Origin of the sequence: Nisaea sp. (assembly GCF_040217065.1) — a bacterium.
GTDB lineage: Bacteria > Pseudomonadota > Alphaproteobacteria > Thalassobaculales > Thalassobaculaceae > Nisaea.
Genome location: NZ_JAVJNX010000004.1, coordinates 88622 through 109565, shown reverse-complemented (window position 1 = coordinate 109565; position 20944 = coordinate 88622). Strand labels below are relative to the sequence as shown.

Here is a 20944-nt window from a genome sequence, read left to right as displayed (position 1 = left end):
TACTGGAACGGAATTGGACAGCGGTATGAAGCCCTTGCTCAGATTTTCGGCTGTGCTCGGTGGCACCGGCGTTCTTGCGCTGATTGCCAACGGGGCCATGGCCGCCAGCGACAATGGTGGCGGTACCTTGCCGCAGCTTGATGTTGGCACGTTTCCGACCCAGGTCTTCTGGCTCTTCGTCACCTTCATCGTGCTCTATATCGCGATGGCGAAGGTTGCGATTCCGCGCATCGAGTATGTGCTGGAAGAACGGCACAGCCGGATTGCGGAAGATCTCGACAAGGCCGGGAAGCTCAAGGCGGATGCTGACGAGGTTCAGGCCAACTACGAGAAGGCCCTGGCGGATGCCCGTGGCTCTGCCCAGAAGCTCATCGCCAAGACCAAGGACGATGCTTCCGGAAAGAACGCGAAAGCCGAAGCCGAGGCTGATGCTGCCTCTGCCGTGCAGATCAAGGAAGCCGAGGCCCGGATCGAGGAAGCCCGCACCGAAGCTCTCGCGAACGTCAAGGACGTTGTGAGCGATGTTGCCGGTGATGCGGTCGCCAAGCTGATCGGGGTCAAGGTAACCAAGACCGACCTGAACAAGGCGGTCGCCCAGGCCATGGAGACGAAGTGATGCAGGAAGAAGAGCTCTTACTCGGTCTGGGCGCTTCGGGCTGGGTCGCGGTTGCGTTTGTCATCTTCGTCATCGCCGCGATCAAGCCGGTCGTCTCAAAGGTCGGCGGCATGCTGGACGACAAGTCCGCGGCCATCGGTGCCCAGCTGAAGGAAGCCGAAGCCCTGCGTGAAGAAGCGCAGGCGGCTCTGGCGAATTTCCAGCGGCTGCAGCGCGATGCGCTTAAGGAAGCCGAGGATATCGTCGCACATGCGAAGGAAGAGGCCGCCCGCATCCGCAAGGACGCGAAAGAGCACCTCAAGGAATCCCTGAAACGCCGTGAGGCACAGGCGGCTGAAAAGATCGCCCGGGCGGAAGTTCAGGCACTTCAGGATATCCGGAACCAGACCGTTGAACTGGCCATGGCTGCGACCGGCCATCTGCTGGCCGAGAAAATGTCGGCAGAGGTCAATGACAAGATCATCAAGAGCGCGGTCGCGGACCTTCCTGACCGTCTCCAGTAAACGACCATCAAGTGTTTCGAAAAACCCCGCTTCGGCGGGGTTTTTTGTTGTTAAATTTATGCAAGGGAGGTGAATGACGGCTCTTCATGTGGTTCGGTCAGAGCATGTTGCGGGGAATCGATTCTTCGAAATTCTTCCCGAAGATCAACGCGCGCCCTTCATAGGCTTCTATCCGGCCGGTGACATGGAAATGGGTCGCATCGCCGGTCAGCGTGCAATAGGTCTCCGTTGCGACATTCCAGGCGCCTCGGGACAGGCCCTGGCTCCAGTGGGTCTCCATCCGCGCGCTGAGCGGGTTGCCGGGCTGGATTGAATAGGTCTCCCGCGCGATATGGTCCGTCGTCAGGTCGATCTCGACAATCCGGTCAGAGCCGAAATCATCCAGGATCGAGATACTCTGCCGGCCGGTCTCCGCGTCGGTCGTGATCGTCCGTGTGTTCCTCGCGGGCCGGAGGACATCCTTCTGCAGCGGGGGAGCCGCCTCTGCGTCGGCAAAGGGCTCATAGAGGGCGTCCGTGCCGTCCATGGGGCGCAGGGGCAGGGACAGGCTGCTGCTGCCTTCCTGGAGGGTTATTGTCGCGGCTTCCGGTGCGGGCCAGATCATCGGCCAGTAGTTCGTCGAGAGGGCGACCCGTATCCGGTGGCCCGGGGGCACGGCGTAGGCGATATCATCCAGCCGGAGAGATACGCGATAGCGTTTGCCCGGTGAGAGCGCTTCCGGATGCTCGTGGCTGTTCCGGTGGGTCAGGTTCAGCACGCCATAGGTGATCCGGGTCGCCGATCCGTCCGGCGCGATATCGTTCAGCCGGGCGATCAGATGCGCGACCGGCCTGTCCGACGAGATTTCCAGATCGAGTATTGGCGCGCCGAGGATCTCCATCCGGCCGTCCAGCGGCGCGGTCTCGAAACAGACGGAGCCGGCATCGTCCACCCGCTGATCCGTGGGGCCTTCCGGGCCGAGCCAGATCATGCAGTATTCCCCGCCGGCCTGCCCGACCGTCTCGGGCGAGCGGATCAGGGTTTCGGCGCTGCCACCTGGTACGTCCTTCAGGCGCCCGTCCTGCAGATAAAGGCGCGTGGTCTCCACGTTCGGGCTCGGCCAGTCCTGCTCACCGAGCCAGCGGCCGTCGCGGGTTGCGTAGGCGGCTTTCGGCGGCACGGAATTCTGCATATAGACCCGGAAGGCCGGGTCCTGCTCGACGCTGCGGTCGATCCCCTTCAGCCAGTGATCCCACCAGCGCAGACATTCCTGAAGGAAGCCGATAGCCGGGCCGGGAACCGCGAAATGCGGATATTTATGCAGCCACGGCCCGACGATCCCGCGCACAAAGCCGGGCAGGTTTTCCAGCATGCGCGGCACCGCGTTGCTGTAGGCGTCGGACCAGCCGCCGACGGCCAGAACCGGCACATTCATGCGGGCATAGTCCTCGCAAACCGATCCATGTTTCCAGAAGGCGTCGCGGGTCTGGTGATGCAGCCAGTTGGCGATCAGCAGCGGCTCGGCCTCAAGCCGTTTCAGCCATGTCTCGCGCCAGCTCTCGCCGACCAGCGCCGGGTCCGGCGGCCGGGAGGAATAGGACAGCATGGTCGAGGACCAGCCCATATTCTCGTTCAGCATCGCCCCGCCCTTGTAGTGGATGTCGTCCGCATAGCGGTCATCCGTGGAGCAGATGGTGATCACGGCTTTCAGGGCCTCGGGCTGGCGGTAGGCGACCTGCAATCCGTTGAAGCCGCCCCAGGAGATGCCGATCATGCCGACAGCGCCGGAGCACCAGGGTTGGCTGGTGATCCAGTCGATCACTTCCAGCGCGTCATCCTGTTCCTGCGGCAGGTACTCGTCTTCCATGATGCCGTCGGATTCGCCGTTGCCGCGCATGTCGACGCGTATCGCGGCATAGCCATGGCCGGCGAAATAGGGGTGGGTCAGGGCATCGCGAGCCGACGTTCCATCCCGCTTGCGGTAGGGGAGATATTCGAGGATCGCCGGGACCGGCGCATTCTCGGCCCCTTCCGGCAACCAGATCCGGGCGGCCAGACGGCAGCCGTCGCTGAGAGTGATCCAGCAGTTCTCGATTTCCCGCACGGCGTGGGGGAATTGTCCGACTGTTTGCATGGAGGCTCCAGGCGCCTTCGGTTAGTGGTCGGCTGCTTTCAGGACCCGGCCCTGCTTTGCCATTTCGGCCCGTTCTGCAAGCAGGTTGTCGAGCCAGTCCGGATCCATCTCCGGCACGGAGGACAGCAGCAGGTCTGTGTAATCGTGATGCGGCGGCTTGAACATTTCCGTCTTCGAGCCGTGCTCCACAACCTCGCCCTGCAGCATCACCACGACCTCATCCGCGATGGCACGGACCGTCGCCAGATCGTGGGTGATGAACAGGTAAGACAGATCGAGCTCATCCTGCAGGCGCTGCAGCAGTTTCAGGATCTCCTCGGCGACCAGCTGGTCGAGCGCGGAGGTGACTTCGTCGCAGATGATCAGCTGGGGCTCGGCCGCCAGCGCCCGGGCAATGCAGATCCGCTGTTTCTGACCGCCGGAAAGTTCCGTCGACAGCCGGTCGATATAATCGTCAGGCTCCAGCTCGATCAGCGACAGCAGCTCCCGCACCCGGTCTTCCAGCTGCGTCCCGCTCAGCCCGAGATAGAAGGCGACCGGCCGGCCGATGATGTCACGGATGCGCTGGCGCGGATTAAGCGCGGTATCGGGCATCTGGTAGATCATCTGCATGCGGCGGAGCTGACTCTTGTCGCGCTGCCTGTAATTGGCAGGAAGGATCTCGCCATTATAGCTGACGCTGCCGCTCTTGGCCGGCAACAGGCCGGTGATGACCCGCGCGAGCGTGCTCTTGCCGGAGCCCGATTCCCCGACGACCGCGACCGTCCGCTTCTTGTGGATATCGACGGAGACGCCATGCAGGACCGGGACAGCCCCGTAGCTTGCCGTGACATTGTCGACTCGGAGCAGCGGCTCTTCGCCTGCCGGATTGGCCATTTCGACACTCTTGAAACTACGCACCGCGAGAAGCTCCTGGGTATAGGTCTCTCTCGGGGCGGCCAGCATGGAGCGGGTATCGCCCTCCTCGACCAGATCTCCGTGCCGCAGCACCATGATCCGGTCGGCCATCTGGGCGACGACGGCAAGATCGTGTGTGATGTAGATGGCGGCCGTATTGTAGGCTTCGACCACGTCGCGGATCGCGGCGAGCACCTCGATCTGGGTGGTCACGTCAAGCGCGGTGGTCGGCTCGTCGAAGATGATCAGGTCGGGCTTGCAGGACATCGCCATGGCGGTCATGGCGCGTTGCAGCTGACCGCCCGATACCTGGTGCGGATAGCGCAGGCCGATGCCGTCCGGGTCAGGCAGCTGCAAACGGGCGAACAGGTCCCGCGCTTCTTCCTCCGAGGTGGACTTGTCAGAGAGGCCATGCTGCACCGGGGCTTCGGTGAATTGATCGATCAACCGGTGTGCGGGATTGAAAGCCGCCGCCGCGCTTTGCGCGACATAGGAAATCCTGGCTCCCCAGATTTGCCGTTTTTCGGAATCCTCCATCGCAGCCAGATCCATGCCGTCGAACTGGATCTCTCCGCCGGTGATCCGGCAACCGTCCCGGGCGTAGCCCATGGCGGCCAGACCGATGGTCGACTTGCCGGCGCCGGATTCGCCGATCAGCCCGAGGACCTCGCCCTTGCGCAGGTCGAGATCGACGCCATGCACGATTTCCTGCCAGCTGTCGCCACTCATGCCCTCGATGCGCAGTCCGCGGATACGAAGGAGGATGTCTTGCTCGCTCTGTTCGCTCATTCTTTCAATCCGCTTGCCTTGTGGAGGAACCAGTCGACGACGAAGTTCACCGCGACGGTCAGCAGGGCAATGGCCGCCGCCGGTACCAGAGGCGTGATATCGCCGAAGGTCATGAGGGTGGCGTTGTCGCGGACCATGCTGCCCCAGTCGGCGGTCGGCGGCTGGATGCCGAGGCCGAGGAAGCTGAGGGCGCTGATGAACAGGAAGACGAAGCAGAAGCGCAGGCCGAATTCCGCCACCAGCGGGGGCAGGGCATTCGGCAGCACTTCACGGCTCATGATGTACCAGAGCCCTTCCCCGCGGAGCCGGGAGGCTTCGACGTAGTCCATCACGACGATGCCCATGGCCACGGCGCGGGCCAGCCGGAACACCCGGGTCGATTCCAGCACGGCGATGACCAGCACCATATTCACGATCGAGGTGCCGACGATGGTGAGGACGAGAAGGCCGAAGATCAGGGCCGGGATCGCCATCAGGACGTCGACGATGCGCGACAGCAGCTGGTCGACCCAACCCGAGATCGCAGCGGCGAGAAAGCCCATCACGGAGCCCAGCGCGAAGGCGAGCCCGGTGGTCAGAAAGGCGATGCCGATGGTGTTTCGCGCGCCGTATATCAGCCGGGTTACCATGTCCCGGCCAAGACTGTCTGTGCCGAGGATGAAATCCCCGCCCCAGGGCTCGAACTCGGCCCCGACGATTTCCGTTTCGCCATAGGAGGTCAGTACCGGCGCGAAGATGGCAACGATGCTGTAGCCGAGAATGACGACGATGCCGAACTTGGCGCTCCAGGGAGCGCTGGCCAGCAGTTTGAGGGCGGCGTTCATTGGACTTCCTCCCTCATCGCGGATGCAGCAGGCGCGGATTTGTCAGGATCGACAGGATGTCCGCGAGCAGGTTCAGTAAGACGTAGGTGCCGGCAAAGATCATGGCGGATGCCTGCACCACCGGCAGATCGCGCTTCGAGACCGAATCGACCATGAGCTGGCCGAGGCCCGGATAGACGAACACCACCTCGACCACGACCACGCCGACGATCAGGTAGGCGAGGTTGATCACCACGACATTGATGATCGGTGCCAGCGCATTGGGCAGGGCGTGTTTGACGATCACCCGTGCCCGGCTGAGACCCTTCAGGTTCGCCATCTCGATATAGGGGCTGGCGAGCAGGTTGATGATGGCCGCCCGGGTCATCCGCATCATGTGCGCGACGACGACGAGAGTGAGGGTCAGGGCCGGCAGCAGAACCTTGTAGACCTTTTCCCAGAACGGCGTCGCATCGCTGATATTGGCAATGGACGGGAATATCGGGAAGGTCACCGAGAGCAGGAAGATCAGGATATAGGCGACAAAGAATTCCGGAAAAGAAATGGAGCTCAGTGTGACCACGTTGACCGCGCGATCGTAGAAGGAGTGGCGGTACAATGCGGCCAGCACGCCGAGGGTGAGGGCGAGCGGTACGGAGATCGCCGCGGCGGTGACCGCAAGGAACAGCGTGTTTCCGAAACGCAGGCCGATCAGTTCGGAAATCTCACGCTTGTTGGCGAGGGAGCGGCCCATATCACCATTGAGCATGCCCCAGAGCCAGTCGAAATAGCGGATGTGAGCGGGAACATCGAGGCCGAGTTCCGTCCGGAAGGCGGCAACGGTTTCCGGTGTGGCGCTCTGGCCGAGAATTTCCTCTGCGATATCGCCGGGGAGCAGCTCGATCCCGAGAAAAATAATGAGTGAAACAACAAAAAGGGTGAGGAAGCCCAGCGCAAAGCGCTGGGCAACCATTTTGAGGATCTGTGACATGGGGCTGACCTACAGCGTCCCCGCCGCTCAGGCGAAGGACCACCGTTCCGCAAACTTGCAGCCGTCGAGCTCCCAGTTGCCGGCCATCTGCTCGGACGGCAGGATCTTGTCGGATGCGGCGAACACATAGTTCGCGAACATCGGGACAACCACGCCACCGTCATTGCTGACGATTTCCTGCATCTCGTAATACATGGTCCGGCGCTTGTCGCTGTCGAGCTCGGCCCGGGCCGCGAGAAGCAGCTCGTTGAACCGGTCGTGCTTCCAGAACGTGTCGTTCCAGTCGGCACCGGCGGCATAGGCCGTTGTGAACATCCAGTCTTCGGTCGGACGGCCGCCCCAATAGCAGGCGCACCAGCCCTTTTTCATCCAGACATTCGACCAGTAGCCGTCGTTCGGCTCGCGGACGACTTCGATATCGATGCCTGCCTTGGCCGCATGCTCCTTGTAGAGCACGGCAGCATCGACAGCGCCCGGGAAGGCGGCGTCGGCGGCGGAAAGCTGGATCGTTGTGCCGTCGAGACCCGCTTTCTTGAAGTGGAACTTCGCCTTGTCCGGATCGTACATCCGCTGGGCCAGACCTTCGGCATGGTACTGGTTGGTCGGGCTGATCGGATGGTCGTTGCCGACGACGCCATGGCCGCGCAGGATCTTCTTCACCAGCTCTTCACGGTCGACCGAGTGCTTCAGCGCCAGGCGCAGCTCGTTATTGTCGAACGGCGCCGTGTCGGTGCGCATCGGCATGGTGTAGTGCTTGTAGCCTACAGTCTCCATGACGTTGACGCCCTTTTGGCGCTTCAGCAGGTGAACCGTCTTCAGGTCGGCCCGGTCCATCATGTCGATCTCGCCGGTGGTCAGCGCGTTCTGACGGGCCGCAAGATCAATGATCGTGATCAGTTCGACGGAGTCGAAATGGCCGCGGTCGGACTTGAAGTAGTTCTTGTTCTTTGTCGCCGTCATGCGCACGCCCGGCTCATAATTCTCGAGCACATACGGGCCGGTACCGATGCCGGACATCGGGTCGATCTTGCCGTCCTTGGACGGCTTGATGGCGATATGATAGTCGCTGATCACATACGGGAAGTCGGCATTGCCGGCTTCAAGCTCGATCACGACTTCGTTCTTGCCGTCGGCCTTCATCGACTTGACCTGCGCCAGCAGCGATTTCGCCGCGGACTTGGTGTCTTCGCCCATGTGATATTCAATGGAGGCGATGATGTCGGAGGCTTCGAGGGTCTTGCCGTTGTGGAACTCGACATCCTTGCGCAGCTTGAAGGACCAGGTCCTGGCATCCGGGGAGGCTTCCCAGCTTTCCGCAAGTTCCGGCTGGACAGCGCCGGTATGGTCGACTTCACCGATATGGTTGAACAGGGTGTAGTCGAGGGACAGGGTGTAACCGTTTTCCCAGGTCGCCGGATCGAGTGAATCGGTGGTCGATCCGTGCGCGATGCCGGCCCGCAGATGGCCGCCCTTCTTGGCAGCATAGGCCTTCTTGCCCATCAATGCCGAAGAGGATGCCGCGGTCACGCCAAGTGCCGCAGTACCACCAAGGAATCCCCGGCGGGACACGTCCGCGTTCAACGGTGACGTGAACTTATTGTTCGATTTCATGTAAGCCTCCTGTTTTGCCAAGCTCGAGCGCCGATTATTGTTATTGCTTTGTCAGGCGCTTATCCGAATGACCGGATTATCTTGAATGCGAGACAGCAATAGTACGGGATAGCGAATTTAAATCAACATGGTCCGCTCGGAATTGTCGGTCACGGTGCATTTCTGCGTGCCGCAAATCGCTGGAAGTCGCACGGTGCCATGCTATATGCAGGGCGCCGCATTGCTTGGATTGGACTGAATGGCGCAGAAACCAGACCGGCCTAAAATCAGCATCACGGACGAAGCCAGTATCTCGCTTCTCAGGCGTGTGGTCCGCGACCTTGTCAGACCCTATACGGGGCGTCTTGTCCTCGCCGTGTTGTGCATGGTGCTGGTTGCTGCCGCGACGGCCGCATCGGCTTGGCTGATGGATCCGATGGTGAACAAGATTTTCGTCGAGAAAGATCTGTCGGTTTTGTGGCTGGTCGCTGGTGCGGTCGTCGCGACCTTCTTTGTGAAGAGTGTTGCGGCCTATGTGCAGGAAGTGCTGGTCGGCTATGTCGGTCAGCGGGTGGTCGCTGACACGCAGGCCCGGCTTTACCGGCACCTGATCCATCTCGATCTCGGCCTGTTCCAGGACCGGCACAGCGGCACCTTGATTTCGCACTTTACGTTCGACATCAATGCGATGCGTAACGCAGTGGCGAATGCCCTGGTCGGTCTCGGCCGGGATACGCTGTCCGTCATTTTTCTGGTTGCGGTGATGTTCTATCAGGACTGGCTGCTGGCCTGCATCACCTTCGTCGTTGCGCCGCTCTCGGCATATCCGATCCGTCAGCTCGGCAAGCGTATGCGCCGTGTTTCGGCCGAGACGCAAGAGGAAATGGGCGCGATGACCAGCCTGTTGACCCAGAGCTTCCAGGGTATCCGCATGATCAAGTCTTTTGGTCTCGAAGAGAATGAGACCGGACGCATTCAAGGGCTGGTGGAGCGGCTCTTCCAGTTGAATTACCGGGGGGTTCGGGTGAAGGCTGCGCCGCAGCCGATCATCGATTTTCTCGGCGGCGTCGCCGTGGCAGCGGTCATTGCCTATGGCGGCGCCCGGGTGATTGATGGACATACATCTCCCGGTGCCTTTTTCTCTTTCATCGCGGCGACTCTGATGGCCTATCAGCCACTCCGGGCACTCGGCAAAATCACAACCCACATCCAGGAGGGCCTCGCTGCCGCCCAAAGGGTGTTCGCTCTGATCGACCAAGCTCCGCAGATCAAGGATGCTCCGGGAGCCAAGCCGCTGCCACGGGTTGCGGGTGCGGTGAAGTTCGATGCCGTCCAGTTTTCCTACGGTGCGCCTGCTGCGGTTGACGATGAGACGGGTGAGGTCAGTATGGCGCCGGAAGCAGCGCTCAACGATGTGAGTTTCGAGGCGCCGGCCGGCAAGGTCACGGCTTTGGTTGGCCCCTCTGGTGCCGGCAAGAGCACGGTGCTTTCGATGATCCCGCGCTTCTACGATCCGTCCGGCGGCAGTGTCATGGTCAACGGTCTCGATATCAGGACGGTGACCATCGAGAGCGTCCGCGAGGCGTTGGCCATCGTCAGCCAGGACGTCGTGCTGTTCGATGATACTGTCATCAACAACATTCGCTTTGGCCGGCTCGATGCAAGCGACGGGGAAGTCCGCGCCGCGGCCAAGGCGGCGGCGGCGGACGGCTTCATCACGGCCCTGCCGGACGGTTACGAGACCGTGATCGGCGAACAGGGCACGAGGCTTTCAGGCGGCCAGCGCCAGCGGCTTGCGATCGCCCGGGCCATTCTGAAGGACGCGCCGATCCTGCTGCTGGACGAGGCCACCAGCGCGCTGGATACCGAGTCGGAGCGGCAGATCCAGAATGCTCTCAAGATTTTGATGAAGGGGCGGACGACCATCGTTATCGCCCACCGTCTCTCGACCATCCAGCATGCGGACGTCATTCATGTCTTCGATGGCGGGCGTGTGGTTGAAAGCGGCACCCACGACGCGCTGATCGGCGAGGCAGGTCTCTATGCGCACCTGCATGCGCTGCAATTCGGGCCGGCGGACGCGGCGAAGGTCGGCACGTAAGACAAAGGGTGTCAGTCCGGCCAGCGCCGGTGTACCCAGAACCATTCCGACGGCCGTTCGCGGATCCAGTCCTCGATCATGCTTGTCGCCGTCTGGGTGAGCTGGCGCACGGCTTCTTTCCGGTCCGTCGTGTCCGGTTTTGCCAGAGGCGGGTAGATGGTCGCCCGGAACCGGGCCCCCGGCAGCCGCTCGACCCGCGTCGGGTAGATATCGCAGTCAACGAACTGGGCCAGCTCGGCAAAGGCGCTTGCGGTCATCGCATCCCGGCCGAAGAACTGCACCGGGATGCCTTCCCGCAATTTCTGATCGATCAGAAGCGCAACGGAGCGGTTTTGCTTCAGGATTTTCAGCAACTCCCGCGCGGCACGGGGGCCTTTGGCGATCAGTTGCACGTCCGGGTGCGGTCTCCGGTCCTCGAAGAGCGCGGTCATGAAGGGATTGTTCGGGCGGCGGAACACCGGATTCACCGGGAGGCCGCGCACGGCAGAAGCGATCGGCAGCACTTCCCAGTTCGCGAGATGGGCGGAGAAGAAGACCGCCGGTCGCGGGCGGGTCACGAGTTCGTCAAGCAACGCGCCGCCATGCACCTCGAGGCGCTCTGAAGCTTCGGCCTTGATCGTGTCGTGATGTGGATATTCCGCCGCTGTCCGGCCGAGATTGTTCCACATATCCCTGAGGATGCCGGCAATCTCGGAGCTGTCTTTTTCCGGAAAGGCGCGCTCCAGGTTGCTGCGGGCGGTACGATGCGCGGGCAGCAGCGGTCCGGCGATCTGCAGCAGCTTGCCGCCGATCCAGGAGGATGTGGTAAGCGGCAGCAGCCGCACGATCACAAGCAGTCCGCCAACAAGGGCTGCTTCGATGCGGAAACGGAGGGTCTTGAGCGGATGATCTGTCACCCAGCCCTAGTAGCTCAAGGCCGAGGGCGGTGTCAGCCACTTTCGGATGCGGGGGCCGGGGAAGCCGCGGCACGACTTCCCCGGAAGGCGGGTTTATTCGGCGGCCTGGGCCAGGTGATCGACGACTTCGCCGCGGCCCGGATAGTCCTTCGCCAGAACGAAATCGAGCGCTTTCAGGATCGCCGCGAAATCCGGCCGTGCGAAAGGCATGGTCTGGACGCTGGCGAAATAGAGCTCGCCGTTCGGGCGGACAAGGAACAGGCCGGGCTCGACGAACAGTTTCGGCTCCTCGACGCCGACGGACGTCTTGCCCCGTCCGGAGGAAATATAGAGGCCCCACTCACGGCCCTTCTCGAGGGTCAGGCCATAGCCGAGTGTCAGATTCTCCAGTTTCCAGTCTTCCTTGGACTGCTGAGCGCGGGCGGCATCGTCGCTGGAGATGGCGATGACCTCGACGCCGTGTTCCTTGAAGTCGGCGAGCTTGCGGTCGAGATCCTTCAGATACATGCCGCAGATCGGGCAATGCAGGCCGCGATAAACGACGACAAGGCTGAAATTCTCAGGCTTTGCATCGGCGAGGCTCCAACTGCCGCCGCCGACCGTGTCGACGGAAAGGGCGGGCACCTGCTGGCGGGGAAAGAGCGGTGTAAGCTGGGTCATGAATGGTCTTCCGTGGTTGAATTCGATGATGATTAATATGGAATTACCGTTCCAGAAATCAACCTGAATTATCGTTCCTCAAGGGAATGTGTTTCGAGACGAAACGGGGGTGAAGGCGAAAGCCCCGGCCGGGCCGCCTCTACTCGGCCGCGATCGGCAAGTCGGGTCGCTGGCCTTCGATCACGGACAAGGCGCTGTCGACGATATCATGCAATGTCTCGGCATCGGCGTCGGCGCGCGCGAACACGCGAATCCCGTTGGCTGTTGCCGTCAGAAAACGGGCCACGGCCTTGACGTTGACATCCAGGGACAGCTCTCCGGCGTCCTGGGCCCGAAGCAGGGCCCGGCGGAAGACATCTTCGACGCGGCCGAAGCTGTCGCGCAGCATGTCGCCAATGGGGGCGTCGTGCGGTGCAAGCTCAACGACGGAGTTGGTGATCAGACAGCCAAGCTCGCGGCCATCCTTCACCGAAAATGCAACAAGATCCTCAAAATAATCCCGGATCGCTTCGAGGGCCGGGCCGGACCCGGTCATTTTCTTCAGGCGCCCCGCACTGACATTCGAGATATAGAACTCAACCGCCGCCTGAAAAAGCCCGCGTTTGTCCCCGAACGTGTCGTACATCGATCCGCGATTGATGCCGGTCGCCGATACAAGATCCTGAACGGACGTTGCTTCGTAGCCGCGTCGCCAGAAAGCCTGCATTGCTTTCTCGAGGACTTCGTTTCTGTCGAATTCTTTCTGTCTGGCCATAGGTTTAGGATGGTTGCTGTTTGATGTTTGTCAAGGTTTAGACCGCCGCAAGGATTAGAATAGGACAAATTATGCTAAAATTTTGTTACTCAATTTCGGATACTCTTAATGGAAATTCGTCGGCCCGACCACGGTCTATGCCTTCATGCAGGCGATGGGACTGATCAACGACCATGTCGAGGCCTGCGTGGTCCGGGCGCGCGTGGAGGAGGCACGGGCGGCGTTCAAGCGACCCGTGCCAAGAGCGTCATCCCGGACGTGATCCGGTATGGGGGCTTGTGTCTGCGGCCAATCCCCGCTTTTGCACCGCAAGCCGGACCTTGTGGTTTTTTACGCCGTTTCCTGACGGACGCTGGCGAGAAAGCGCTCGGTCTCGGCCTTGAGCTGTTGGGCCCTGTCGGCGAGATGCTGGTTGATTTCGACCATGCCGGCGACCGCCGAGCCCGTATCTCTTGCGCAACTGTCAACCTGTGCCATTGATTGCGAGACTTCTTTGGTACCGTCGGCGGCTTGCGCGATGTTCTGCGAAATCTCGTCTGTTGCAGAACCTTGCTCCTCAACCGCGACCGCAATACCGCTGGCGATCTCGTCCATGCTGCTCATGCCGCTATCAACCGCACCGATGATCCGGGCCATGCTCTCGGCGACATTCTGAATGCTGCTGATTTTCGAGCTGATCTCTTCGGTCGCTTGCGCAGTCTGGTTTGCGAGGCTTTTGACCTCGGAGGCGACCACGGCAAAACCTTTGCCAGCGTTCCCGGCTCGTGCAGCTTCGATGGTTGCATTGAGCGCGAGGAGATTTGTCTGTTCGGCAATGTCGTTGATCAATTGGATGATCCCGCCGACTTCCTCCGTCGCCTTTGCCAGCGTCGTTGCCTCGCCCATGGCTTTTTGCGCGTCCCGTGCTGAGGAGGAGGTCATCTCCTGCGCACTGCTGGTCTGAACACTGATCTCGCGGATTGACGCTGAAAGCTGTTCGACGGCGGTTGCAATGGTCGCCACGTTGTTGCTGGTCTGGTCTGAGCGATCAAGAACAAACCCGGCGTCGGTCTTCGTCCTGTCGGATGCTTCGGTGACTATCTGTCCCTTGGCCCCAAGCTCGTTGATCTGAACCAAAATGTCGTCGATCACGCTCGCAACGCTGCTTTCGAACGTCCCGGCCAGATCGTTCAGCGCCTGGCGCCGATCCTGGTCCACGCGCTGTTCCTGTTCCTTGGCGTGCTTCTGCAGGCGCTCGTTCTCGATCGCGTTTTTCTTGAAGATCTGGACTGCTGCCGACATTGCCCCAATCTCGTCATGGCGTCCGAGTGAGGGAATCTCGACCTCTCTGTTGCCGTTCGCCAGTTCGTCCATGGTCGCCGCAAGATCTGTGATCGGACGGCTCACGCCAAAGCTGATGAACCAATAGCCACCGCCGCCGAGCACGATCAGGAGAAGAGCTGCGACGCCCGCCATGCCCTGTTGAATAAGGCCGCTGTCAGCCTGCATTGTTTCGACCGTGCCGCGCGCAATACCCTCCGTGGTGCGGGCCAGGGTCGCAAGATCGGCTGAGACTGCCGCAGCAGCCTCGCTTACAGGGCCGGCCACGAGGGCAATTGCATTCTCGGAATCGAAGCTTTCGGCGGACGCATAAACCTCAGCGGATACCTCATGATAGACGTTCAGCTTCACGGCGAGACCTTGAACGCCCTGTGAAAGCGCCGAGTCCTGGTCCATTGCCTGATAGTCTTCAATGCGCGTCTGCAAAGAAGCAGTCAACTGGTCGAACTCTGAAAGCTGTTCACTCAAACGGTCAAGATCGAGTTCGGCCGGCGCACGGCTGACGAGGCCCCTCTGTCGTTCGAAAGTAAGCTGCAGTTCAGAGAGCATGCCCATATCGACGAACGCCCGTTCGTAGATATCACTGCCGGATTTCCGAAGATGCTCAATCCCGACGATTGTAACGCCACCAATCGCGACAACGGCCAACAGGGCGCTGAGCAATAGCGCCATCAGCTTTGTACGAAGCGTGAGACTGGACATGTTTAATCCTTCATGGGTTTCCGGTTTCCGGTTCCGTCGCGTCGCTTCTTCGGGAGTTGCGACGCGGCGGAACCGAACGGGAACTTGTGAATTCCCGTTCGGTTGCCTGAGATTTCGGTTAAAGCGCGTTCCCGATTTCAGCTGTCGCCTTGATCAGGCTGGCTGCATCTGCTGTCGGCTCGCCTTTGGTAACCAACCACAGCGGTTGCTCGACCAGCACGCTTTCGACGGCAACAACCTTGTCGTTCAGCATTTTCCGGCCAGCAAAGGTGATGGCTTTTGGATTCTGGCTGGCGACCTTGACGCCAAGAGCAACACCGCCGACGGGCTTTGCCTTGGGAGTGATTTCACCTTTCAGGAAGCTCTTTTCCAGGGTCGCCCGGGCACCGCCTCCGGCACGCTCGGAGAAAATCTGAATGGCGGCATCGGGACCACCGACCTCGTTCCAGTTACTGATCTCACCTTTGAAGATCGCACGGACCTGGTCTGCGGTCAGGGTTTTGGCTACCGGGTTGCTCTTATTGACGACCACAAACAGTTTTGTGCCGCCGACCGGGTGAGAGATCAGGCCGTCGCCTTTGATGCTGCCGGGCTTTTTCTTGTTTGCCTTGGCAATGACGTTCTCCATCGGACTGGAGATCATGGCAACATCCGCTTTGCCGGCTTCGAGGTCGGCGATGCCGTTTCCGGAGCCGTTACCAACGATTTTCAGTTTCAGACCAGACTTCTGCTCAACTTCGGAGCGGAACGGGGTCATGATTGTATTATCCACCGTGGTGGACCCGCTGACTGTAAGAACACCTTGGGCCTCTACGGCTCCCGGAGCAGCAGCAACAATGCCGAGAAGGACAAGCGTGCCAAGTAACTTGGCGATGGTCTTAGGAGTGAAGCGCATTTAAATGACCTTTCGTCTGAAAAATTATTGGACGACAAGGAGCCGTCGATGACGGAAATTTATTGGGTGGAAGTAAAAAAAAGTTAACATTGACGATATTGACTAATATCAAGCGCTCATATTATTTGGTGTCAGTAAAAAATAGAGAATACGTTTAAATCAATACTTCTATTGCGGGAAGTTTATAAGTATAGACATAACCGACATTCCCCAGATGGCCTCTGGTTTCGGGCCTGATGGTAGCCGAGCGTCCCCGCGATTGGAACGATGGATCGCCCTCCCGGCCGTTGGATCGATGTTTCGACCAACGGGGGACCTCTGATGCCCTGTTTATGACGGTTTTCCCCTCATTCGGACGCACTTCTCCCTTCGCCATCTTGCCCTTCCTCTGTTTAGGCCGGTGCTGCGCTTGGTCTTCGCAACCGGTCGATCTGCTCCAAGATGCCCTGAAACAGATTGCGTGGCACCACGACCTCCGCCATCTGGAAAGTGACGTACCGGCCATGGGCGGCGATCTTCGCCCCGATCTTCACCAGCTTTTCTCGGATTGTGGTCAACGACCAGTGTTCCACCTCCTTGGGCAGGGCCAGGGTCCGCATGAAGTTGGCCAGGTTGTAGGCCAGGGCATGAAGCTGAAGCCGGACTTCATTGTTGCGGAACTTGCGGCATGACAGCCGGGTCCACTTGATGGCGTCCTTGCCTTCCTTGATGTGCTGCTCGGCCGTGCCCCGCTGGTTGTAGAAGGCAGCGACCCGTTCGGCGGAGCGGCTCAGATTGGTGACGATGAACCCGACACGGGGATAAAGCTCGCCGGGATGCCACTCCACCTTGGCCACCACCCGGCGTTTCCTGTCCCACGAGCCGGCCTGGTAGCTGAAGCTGGCATGGTAACAGCGAACATGGTTGGGCGGGCGTCCGACCGGACGACGCAGCAGATGGGCGATGTGGTTCTGGAGAACGGTATTGGCTTTGAGACGGATCGCGTAAAGGATGCCCTCGGCTTCAAGGTACTCGTAGAGGTCCGGTGAGGCGAAAGCGGCATCGCCGCGAAAGTACAGCCGAACCTTTCGTTCCTTGTAGCGTTCGACCACCGGCACCAGGGCATCCCGCCAGCCGCCGGCACTGTGAACATTGCCGGGACGCAGGCGGAACCGCTCCAGATCGCCCATGTGGTTGAACACGAACAGCGGGTGATAGCAGGTGCAGCCGAAATGGCCGTTGTAAGCGGTCCCTTCCTGAGCGCCATGAGTCGGGCTGACGCTGGAATCCATGTCGAGGATCGCCTTCTTCAGCGGATGACGGTCGTGAACCCGGTCGATCCAAGCGCCAGACAGATCGGCAAGAGTGGCGATGTTGTCATCTGTCGCCAAGAATTCGGTCTCGAAACGCCCCATCTGGCTGGCCGAGGCCGCTTGCTTGGCGACGGCATGCCCGCCGACAATCCATCGCATCGCCGGATCGCGCCCAAGACGGTCGGCATCGTTCACGTCTTCATAGCCGCCAAGCCGCCCGAAGGTGGATTGCCGAACAGGCCCGTCATCCCATGTTGGCCGTTCCGGCCGGGACGCGGATCGAAAAGCCGACCACCGGCGGCTTCGGTCAATCCAAGGGCGTCGTCTAGTTCCCGAAAGGCAAGCAGACCCGCATCCGATGTGATCTTCGAGCCGTGGAAGCCGAGCTTCAATCGGCGGTCAAAACCGAGCCGAAGCCCCCCCGCTTCGCTTTCACCCATCGGGTGAACCATCAAAACCCCTCTAAAACAACATCAACACATTGATTTTTATATCAGAATCCTGCATCTTCGTCGCTAATTCATGGCCTCATTTGGGAAATACGGGCTTAATGATCCGAAAAGAGCACTGAGGGCAAAGACAATAAAAGCATCAGATCTGTTTGCGCCATGTCTGGAAGAAGCATGGTGTCGCGTAGACTTTCGATGTGCATGGCCGGAATTGCATCGTTGGTGCGCCGGGTGGATTACGAGGAGGTCCGGCTGCTGAGGCATCATCCTGGCAAACGCGCCATGCCCATCTAGACGGGACCAGGCGGAATCGCATCGGCGGTTCCATCGTGCCGTGTTCCCGTCATACCGGTTTGGCACAACGCCTCCCAGGTCGCAATGGAAGCGCAGACAGCGAGATTGAGCGACCTGAGACCCTTCCGCATCGGGATCGCGATGCGGGCGTCGGCGTGATCATGCACATCGGCCGGCACACCGGTGGATTCCCGGCCGAACAGCAGCGTGTCACCCTTCTCGAAAACGAATTTCTGAAGGGACTGATCGGCTTTTGTCGTCAGCAACACCAGCCTGCCGGGCGTCCGCTGCTCGAGAAAACGCTCCCATGAACTGTGCCGAATCCAGTCCACATGATCGATATAATCCATCCCGGCGCGGCGCATCCGCGCATCGCTCAGGGCAAAGCCGCAAGGCTCGATTATATCGACGGAAACGCCAAAGCAGGCGGCGAGACGGAGAATGGTCCCGGTATTTTGCGGGATATCCGGTTGATAGAGTGCAATTCGCACGTTGGCTGCCTATTGCTGACGGGAGGCTTTGCAATTGGTTTCGGGGTGCAGTATAGGACGAAGCAATAGCTTCGGAGCAGGGCTTTTAACCTGTCTGTCGCGCGCGACCCTGTGTCGCACTCGCAAGGGCGGGGGACGGGCTAAGTTCCAAGCCGAAGCATAAGTGGGCGAGAGGTGCTGAATTACAATGGCTGAGATGGAAGAAGGCGCGACACGGCGCGACTTTATCAACGTCGCCAGCGGCGCTGTCGGTGCGGTTGGCGCCGCGGCCGCGGTTTGGCCGTTAATCAATCAAATGAATCCGGCGGCTGATACACTTGCCCTCGCGAGCACGGAGGTCGATATCTCCGGCATCGAAGAAGGCATGTCGGTCACTGTGGTCTGGCGCGGCAAGCCGGTCTTCATCCGCCACCGGACGGCAGCGGAGATTTCGGAGGCCACGGATGTCGACCTCGACGATCTCCGCGACCCGGAGCCGGATGCCGATCGGGTGGAAAAGCCGGAATGGCTGATCCTCGTCGGCATCTGCACCCATCTCGGCTGCGTGCCGCTCGGCCAGAAGCCAACCGACGTGCGCGGCGATTTCGATGGCTGGTTCTGCCCCTGCCACGGCTCGCACTACGATTCCTCCGGCCGGATCCGCAAAGGTCCGGCGCCCCTCAACCTGCCTGTGCCGCCGTATGTCTTTACCGGCGACACCGCCATTAAAATCGGTTGAGGAGGCTGAGCGATGAGCACTGCTAATTTTACCAATCCGGTCGTCCGGTGGATTGACCACCGTCTGCCGATCTTCAGCTTCCTGCATCATGAAGCGCATGAATATCCGACCCCGAAGAACCTCAGCTACTGGTGGAACTTCGGCTCGCTGGCCGGGATCATGCTGGTCATCATGCTGGTCACGGGCATCACGCTCGCGATGCACTACACGCCGCATGTCGATTACGCCTTCGCCTCGGTCGAGCGCATCATGCGCGACGTCAATTCCGGCTGGCTGATCCGCTACATCCATATGAACGGCGCCAGCTTCTTCTTCATCGCCGTCTATATCCACATGTTCCGCGGCCTGTATTACGGCTCCTACAAGGCGCCGCGCGAGCTGCTCTGGATGCTCGGCGTGGTGATCATGCTGCTGATGATGGCGACCGCCTTCATGGGCTACGTGCTTCCCTGGGGCCAGATGAGCTTCTGGGGTGCGACCGTCATCACCAACCTGTTCTCCGCCATCCCGCTGGTCGGTGAGCATATCGTCACCTGGCTGTGGGGCGGCTTCTCGGTCGACAACCCGACCCTGAACCGGTTCTTCGCGCTGCATTATCTGCTGCCGTTCGTGATCTTCGCGGTCGTCGTGCTGCACATCATCGCGCTGCACCGTTTCGGCTCGAACAATCCGCTGGGTATCGATGTGAAGGGCCCGCAGGACACGATTCCGTTCCATCCGTACTACACCATCAAGGATGCGTTCGGCCTGTTCGTCTTCCTGATCCCGCTCGCCTTCTTCGTGTTCTTCGCGCCGAACTTCCTGGGCCATCCGGACAACTACATTCCGGCCGACCCGCTGGTCACGCCGGCGCATATCGTGCCCGAATGGTACTTCCTGCCGTTCTACGCGATCCTGCGCGCTGTTCCGGACAAGCTGATGGGCGTGCTGGCCATGTTCGGCGCCATCGCGGTGCTGTTCATCCTGCCGTGGCTCGACCGGTCTCCGGTGCGCAGCGGCAGCTTCCGGCCGGTCTTCAAGATCTTCTTCTGGCTGCTGTTCATCGACTGCATCACGCTGACATGGCTCGGCGGCAAGCCGGCTGAGGGCTGGTATGTCACCGCGTCCCGGATCGCGACGATCTATTACTTCGCATACTTCCTCGTCGTGCTTCCGCTGCTCTCGATATTCGAGACACCGAAGCCGCTACCGAAAAGCATCAGCGAGTCCGTGCTTGGCGGCGCGGGTGGAACGGCCGCCGCACCGGCAGCCCCGAAGGAGAAAGCATAATGCGTATGAGGTCTCTGATCGCGGCAACCGCCCTGTTCGCGGCTCTGTCCATCGGGGGGCCGGTTGCTCACGCCGCCGGTGACCCCATTCACCTGGAAAAGCAGGACTGGTCCTTCTCCGGCCTGTTCGGAACCTTCGACCGGGCGTCGGTCCAGCGGGGCCTCCAAGTCTATCGGGAAGTCTGCGCGTCCTGTCATTCGCTGGACTACATCTCGTTCCGGAACCTGGCCGATATCGGCTATTCGGAAGCGGAAGTGAAAGCCATCGCGGCGCAGTACGACGTCGTTGACGGCCCGAACGATGAAGGCGAAATGTTTACCCGTCCGGGCACCCCGGCCGACCGTTTTGTCGCACCGTTCGCGAACGACAATGCCGCACGGGCCTCCAACGGCGGCGCCCTGCCGCCGGATCTTTCCCTCATTGTCGAGGCGCGGGCCGGGTTCGAGGACTACATATACGGGCTTCTGACCGGCTATGGCGAGGCTCCGGAAGGCGAGACTGTCGCGGAAGGCATGAGCTACAACAAGGTCTTCCCGGGGTTCCAGATCGCCATGGCGCAGCCGCTCTATGAGGACGGCGTGACCTATGCGGACGGCACCAAGGCTTCCGTCGACCAGATGGCCAGGGATGTGACGGCCTTCCTGACCTGGGCGTCCGAGCCGAACCTGGAAGAGCGCAAGCGAACCGGTGTCGCGGTGATCCTGTTCCTGATCGTCGCCAGCGGCCTGTTCTATGCTTCCAAGCGGAAGATCTGGGCCGACGTGCACTGATCCTGAGCGACTATGTTTTTCTGAAGGGCCG

17 protein-coding genes and 2 pseudogenes are annotated in these 20944 nt (G+C 60.7%); 7 read left to right on the top strand and 12 right to left on the bottom strand.

Going from position 1 to position 20944, the window contains the following annotated elements:
- Positions 1-25: 25 nt before the first annotated feature.
- Together RH950_RS02065 and RH950_RS02060 are read left to right on the top strand one after the other, a co-directional pair.
- On the top strand, positions 26-616 hold the full coding sequence (locus tag RH950_RS02065) for a F0F1 ATP synthase subunit B family protein (protein WP_350053204.1): 591 nt from the start codon (positions 26-28) through the stop codon (positions 614-616).
- On the top strand, positions 616-1119 hold the full coding sequence (locus RH950_RS02060; RefSeq protein ID WP_350053202.1) for a F0F1 ATP synthase subunit B family protein: 504 nt from the start codon (positions 616-618) through the stop codon (positions 1117-1119). Before RH950_RS02065 ends, RH950_RS02060 begins: the two co-directional genes overlap by 1 nt.
- Before the next feature lie 97 nt (positions 1120-1216).
- On the opposite strand, the gene RH950_RS02055 is transcribed toward RH950_RS02060, so the two are convergent.
- The 5 genes from RH950_RS02055 to RH950_RS02035 are packed head-to-tail and all read right to left on the bottom strand — an operon-like array spanning position 1217 to position 8323.
- A complete protein-coding gene (locus tag RH950_RS02055) occupies positions 1217-3232 on the bottom strand; it encodes a CocE/NonD family hydrolase (RefSeq protein WP_350053200.1) in 2016 nt (671 codons plus the stop codon).
- Between the two features lie 21 nt (positions 3233-3253).
- Positions 3254-4918 carry an ABC transporter ATP-binding protein gene (locus tag RH950_RS02050; RefSeq protein WP_350053198.1) on the bottom strand — a complete coding sequence of 555 codons (1665 nt, stop codon included), beginning with the start codon at positions 4916-4918 and terminating at the stop codon, positions 3254-3256.
- The gene (locus tag RH950_RS02045; RefSeq protein WP_350053196.1) at positions 4915-5742 is read right to left on the bottom strand and encodes an ABC transporter permease; all 828 of its coding nucleotides are present in this window, start codon (positions 5740-5742) and stop codon (positions 4915-4917) included. The genes RH950_RS02050 and RH950_RS02045 overlap by 4 nt, the downstream gene beginning before the upstream one ends.
- 13 nt (positions 5743-5755) lie before the next feature.
- On the bottom strand, positions 5756-6712 hold the full coding sequence (locus RH950_RS02040; protein WP_350053194.1) for an ABC transporter permease: 957 nt from the start codon (positions 6710-6712) through the stop codon (positions 5756-5758).
- A gap of 27 nt (positions 6713-6739) precedes the next feature.
- Complete coding sequence (locus RH950_RS02035) at positions 6740-8323, bottom strand: ABC transporter substrate-binding protein (protein ID WP_350053192.1); 1584 nt, start codon at positions 8321-8323, stop codon at positions 6740-6742.
- Between the two features lie 238 nt (positions 8324-8561).
- Between RH950_RS02035 and RH950_RS02030 the strand changes: the two genes are divergently transcribed.
- Entirely contained in the window at positions 8562-10403 is a 1842-nt protein-coding gene (locus RH950_RS02030; protein WP_350053190.1) for an ABC transporter ATP-binding protein, read from the top strand.
- A gap of 11 nt (positions 10404-10414) precedes the next feature.
- Here RH950_RS02030 and RH950_RS02025 read toward each other — a convergent pair whose 3' ends face one another.
- From RH950_RS02025 to RH950_RS02015, 3 genes are all read right to left on the bottom strand, one after another.
- The gene (locus tag RH950_RS02025; protein ID WP_350053188.1) at positions 10415-11299 is read right to left on the bottom strand and encodes a lipid A biosynthesis lauroyl acyltransferase; all 885 of its coding nucleotides are present in this window, start codon (positions 11297-11299) and stop codon (positions 10415-10417) included.
- Between the two features lie 93 nt (positions 11300-11392).
- A complete protein-coding gene (locus RH950_RS02020) occupies positions 11393-11959 on the bottom strand; it encodes a peroxiredoxin-like family protein (protein ID WP_350053186.1) in 567 nt (188 codons plus the stop codon).
- A 139-nt stretch (positions 11960-12098) separates the two neighbouring features.
- Positions 12099-12713, bottom strand: a complete 615-nt coding sequence (locus RH950_RS02015; RefSeq protein ID WP_350053184.1) for a TetR/AcrR family transcriptional regulator — start codon at positions 12711-12713, stop codon at positions 12099-12101.
- Between the two features lie 121 nt (positions 12714-12834).
- Between RH950_RS02015 and RH950_RS02010 the strand changes: the two are divergent.
- Positions 12835-12975: pseudogene (locus RH950_RS02010) on the top strand (DNA-3-methyladenine glycosylase I); the annotation flags it as partial.
- A gap of 68 nt (positions 12976-13043) precedes the next feature.
- Here RH950_RS02010 and RH950_RS02005 read toward each other — a convergent pair.
- The 4 genes and pseudogenes from RH950_RS02005 to RH950_RS01990 all read right to left on the bottom strand — a co-directional run bounded on the left by RH950_RS02005 (position 13044) and on the right by RH950_RS01990 (position 18156).
- Positions 13044-14735, bottom strand: a complete 1692-nt coding sequence (locus RH950_RS02005; protein ID WP_350053182.1) for a methyl-accepting chemotaxis protein — start codon at positions 14733-14735, stop codon at positions 13044-13046.
- A 118-nt stretch (positions 14736-14853) separates the two neighbouring features.
- Positions 14854-15630, bottom strand: a complete 777-nt coding sequence (locus RH950_RS02000) for a substrate-binding domain-containing protein (RefSeq protein WP_350053180.1) — start codon at positions 15628-15630, stop codon at positions 14854-14856.
- A 392-nt stretch (positions 15631-16022) separates the two neighbouring features.
- A pseudogene (locus tag RH950_RS01995) lies at positions 16023-17374 on the bottom strand (IS1380 family transposase).
- Positions 17375-17661: 287 nt separating this feature from the next.
- Positions 17662-18156: a tRNA (cytidine(34)-2'-O)-methyltransferase gene (locus RH950_RS01990; protein ID WP_350053178.1), complete on the bottom strand. Its 495-nt coding sequence runs from the start codon at positions 18154-18156 to the stop codon at positions 17662-17664.
- A 187-nt stretch (positions 18157-18343) separates the two neighbouring features.
- On the opposite strand from RH950_RS01990, the gene petA reads away from it, so the two are divergent.
- The 3 genes from petA to RH950_RS01975 are packed head-to-tail and all read left to right on the top strand — an operon-like array spanning position 18344 to position 20913.
- Entirely contained in the window at positions 18344-18874 is a 531-nt protein-coding gene (petA, locus tag RH950_RS01985; RefSeq protein WP_350053176.1) for a ubiquinol-cytochrome c reductase iron-sulfur subunit, read from the top strand.
- 12 nt (positions 18875-18886) lie between these two features.
- Positions 18887-20143: a cytochrome b gene (locus tag RH950_RS01980; protein ID WP_350053174.1), complete on the top strand. Its 1257-nt coding sequence runs from the start codon at positions 18887-18889 to the stop codon at positions 20141-20143.
- Positions 20143-20913 (top strand): cytochrome c1, encoded by a 771-nt coding sequence (locus RH950_RS01975; RefSeq protein WP_350053173.1) that lies wholly within the window; start codon positions 20143-20145, stop codon positions 20911-20913. Before RH950_RS01980 ends, RH950_RS01975 begins: the two co-directional genes overlap by 1 nt.
- The last annotated feature ends 31 nt before the right edge of the window (positions 20914-20944 follow it).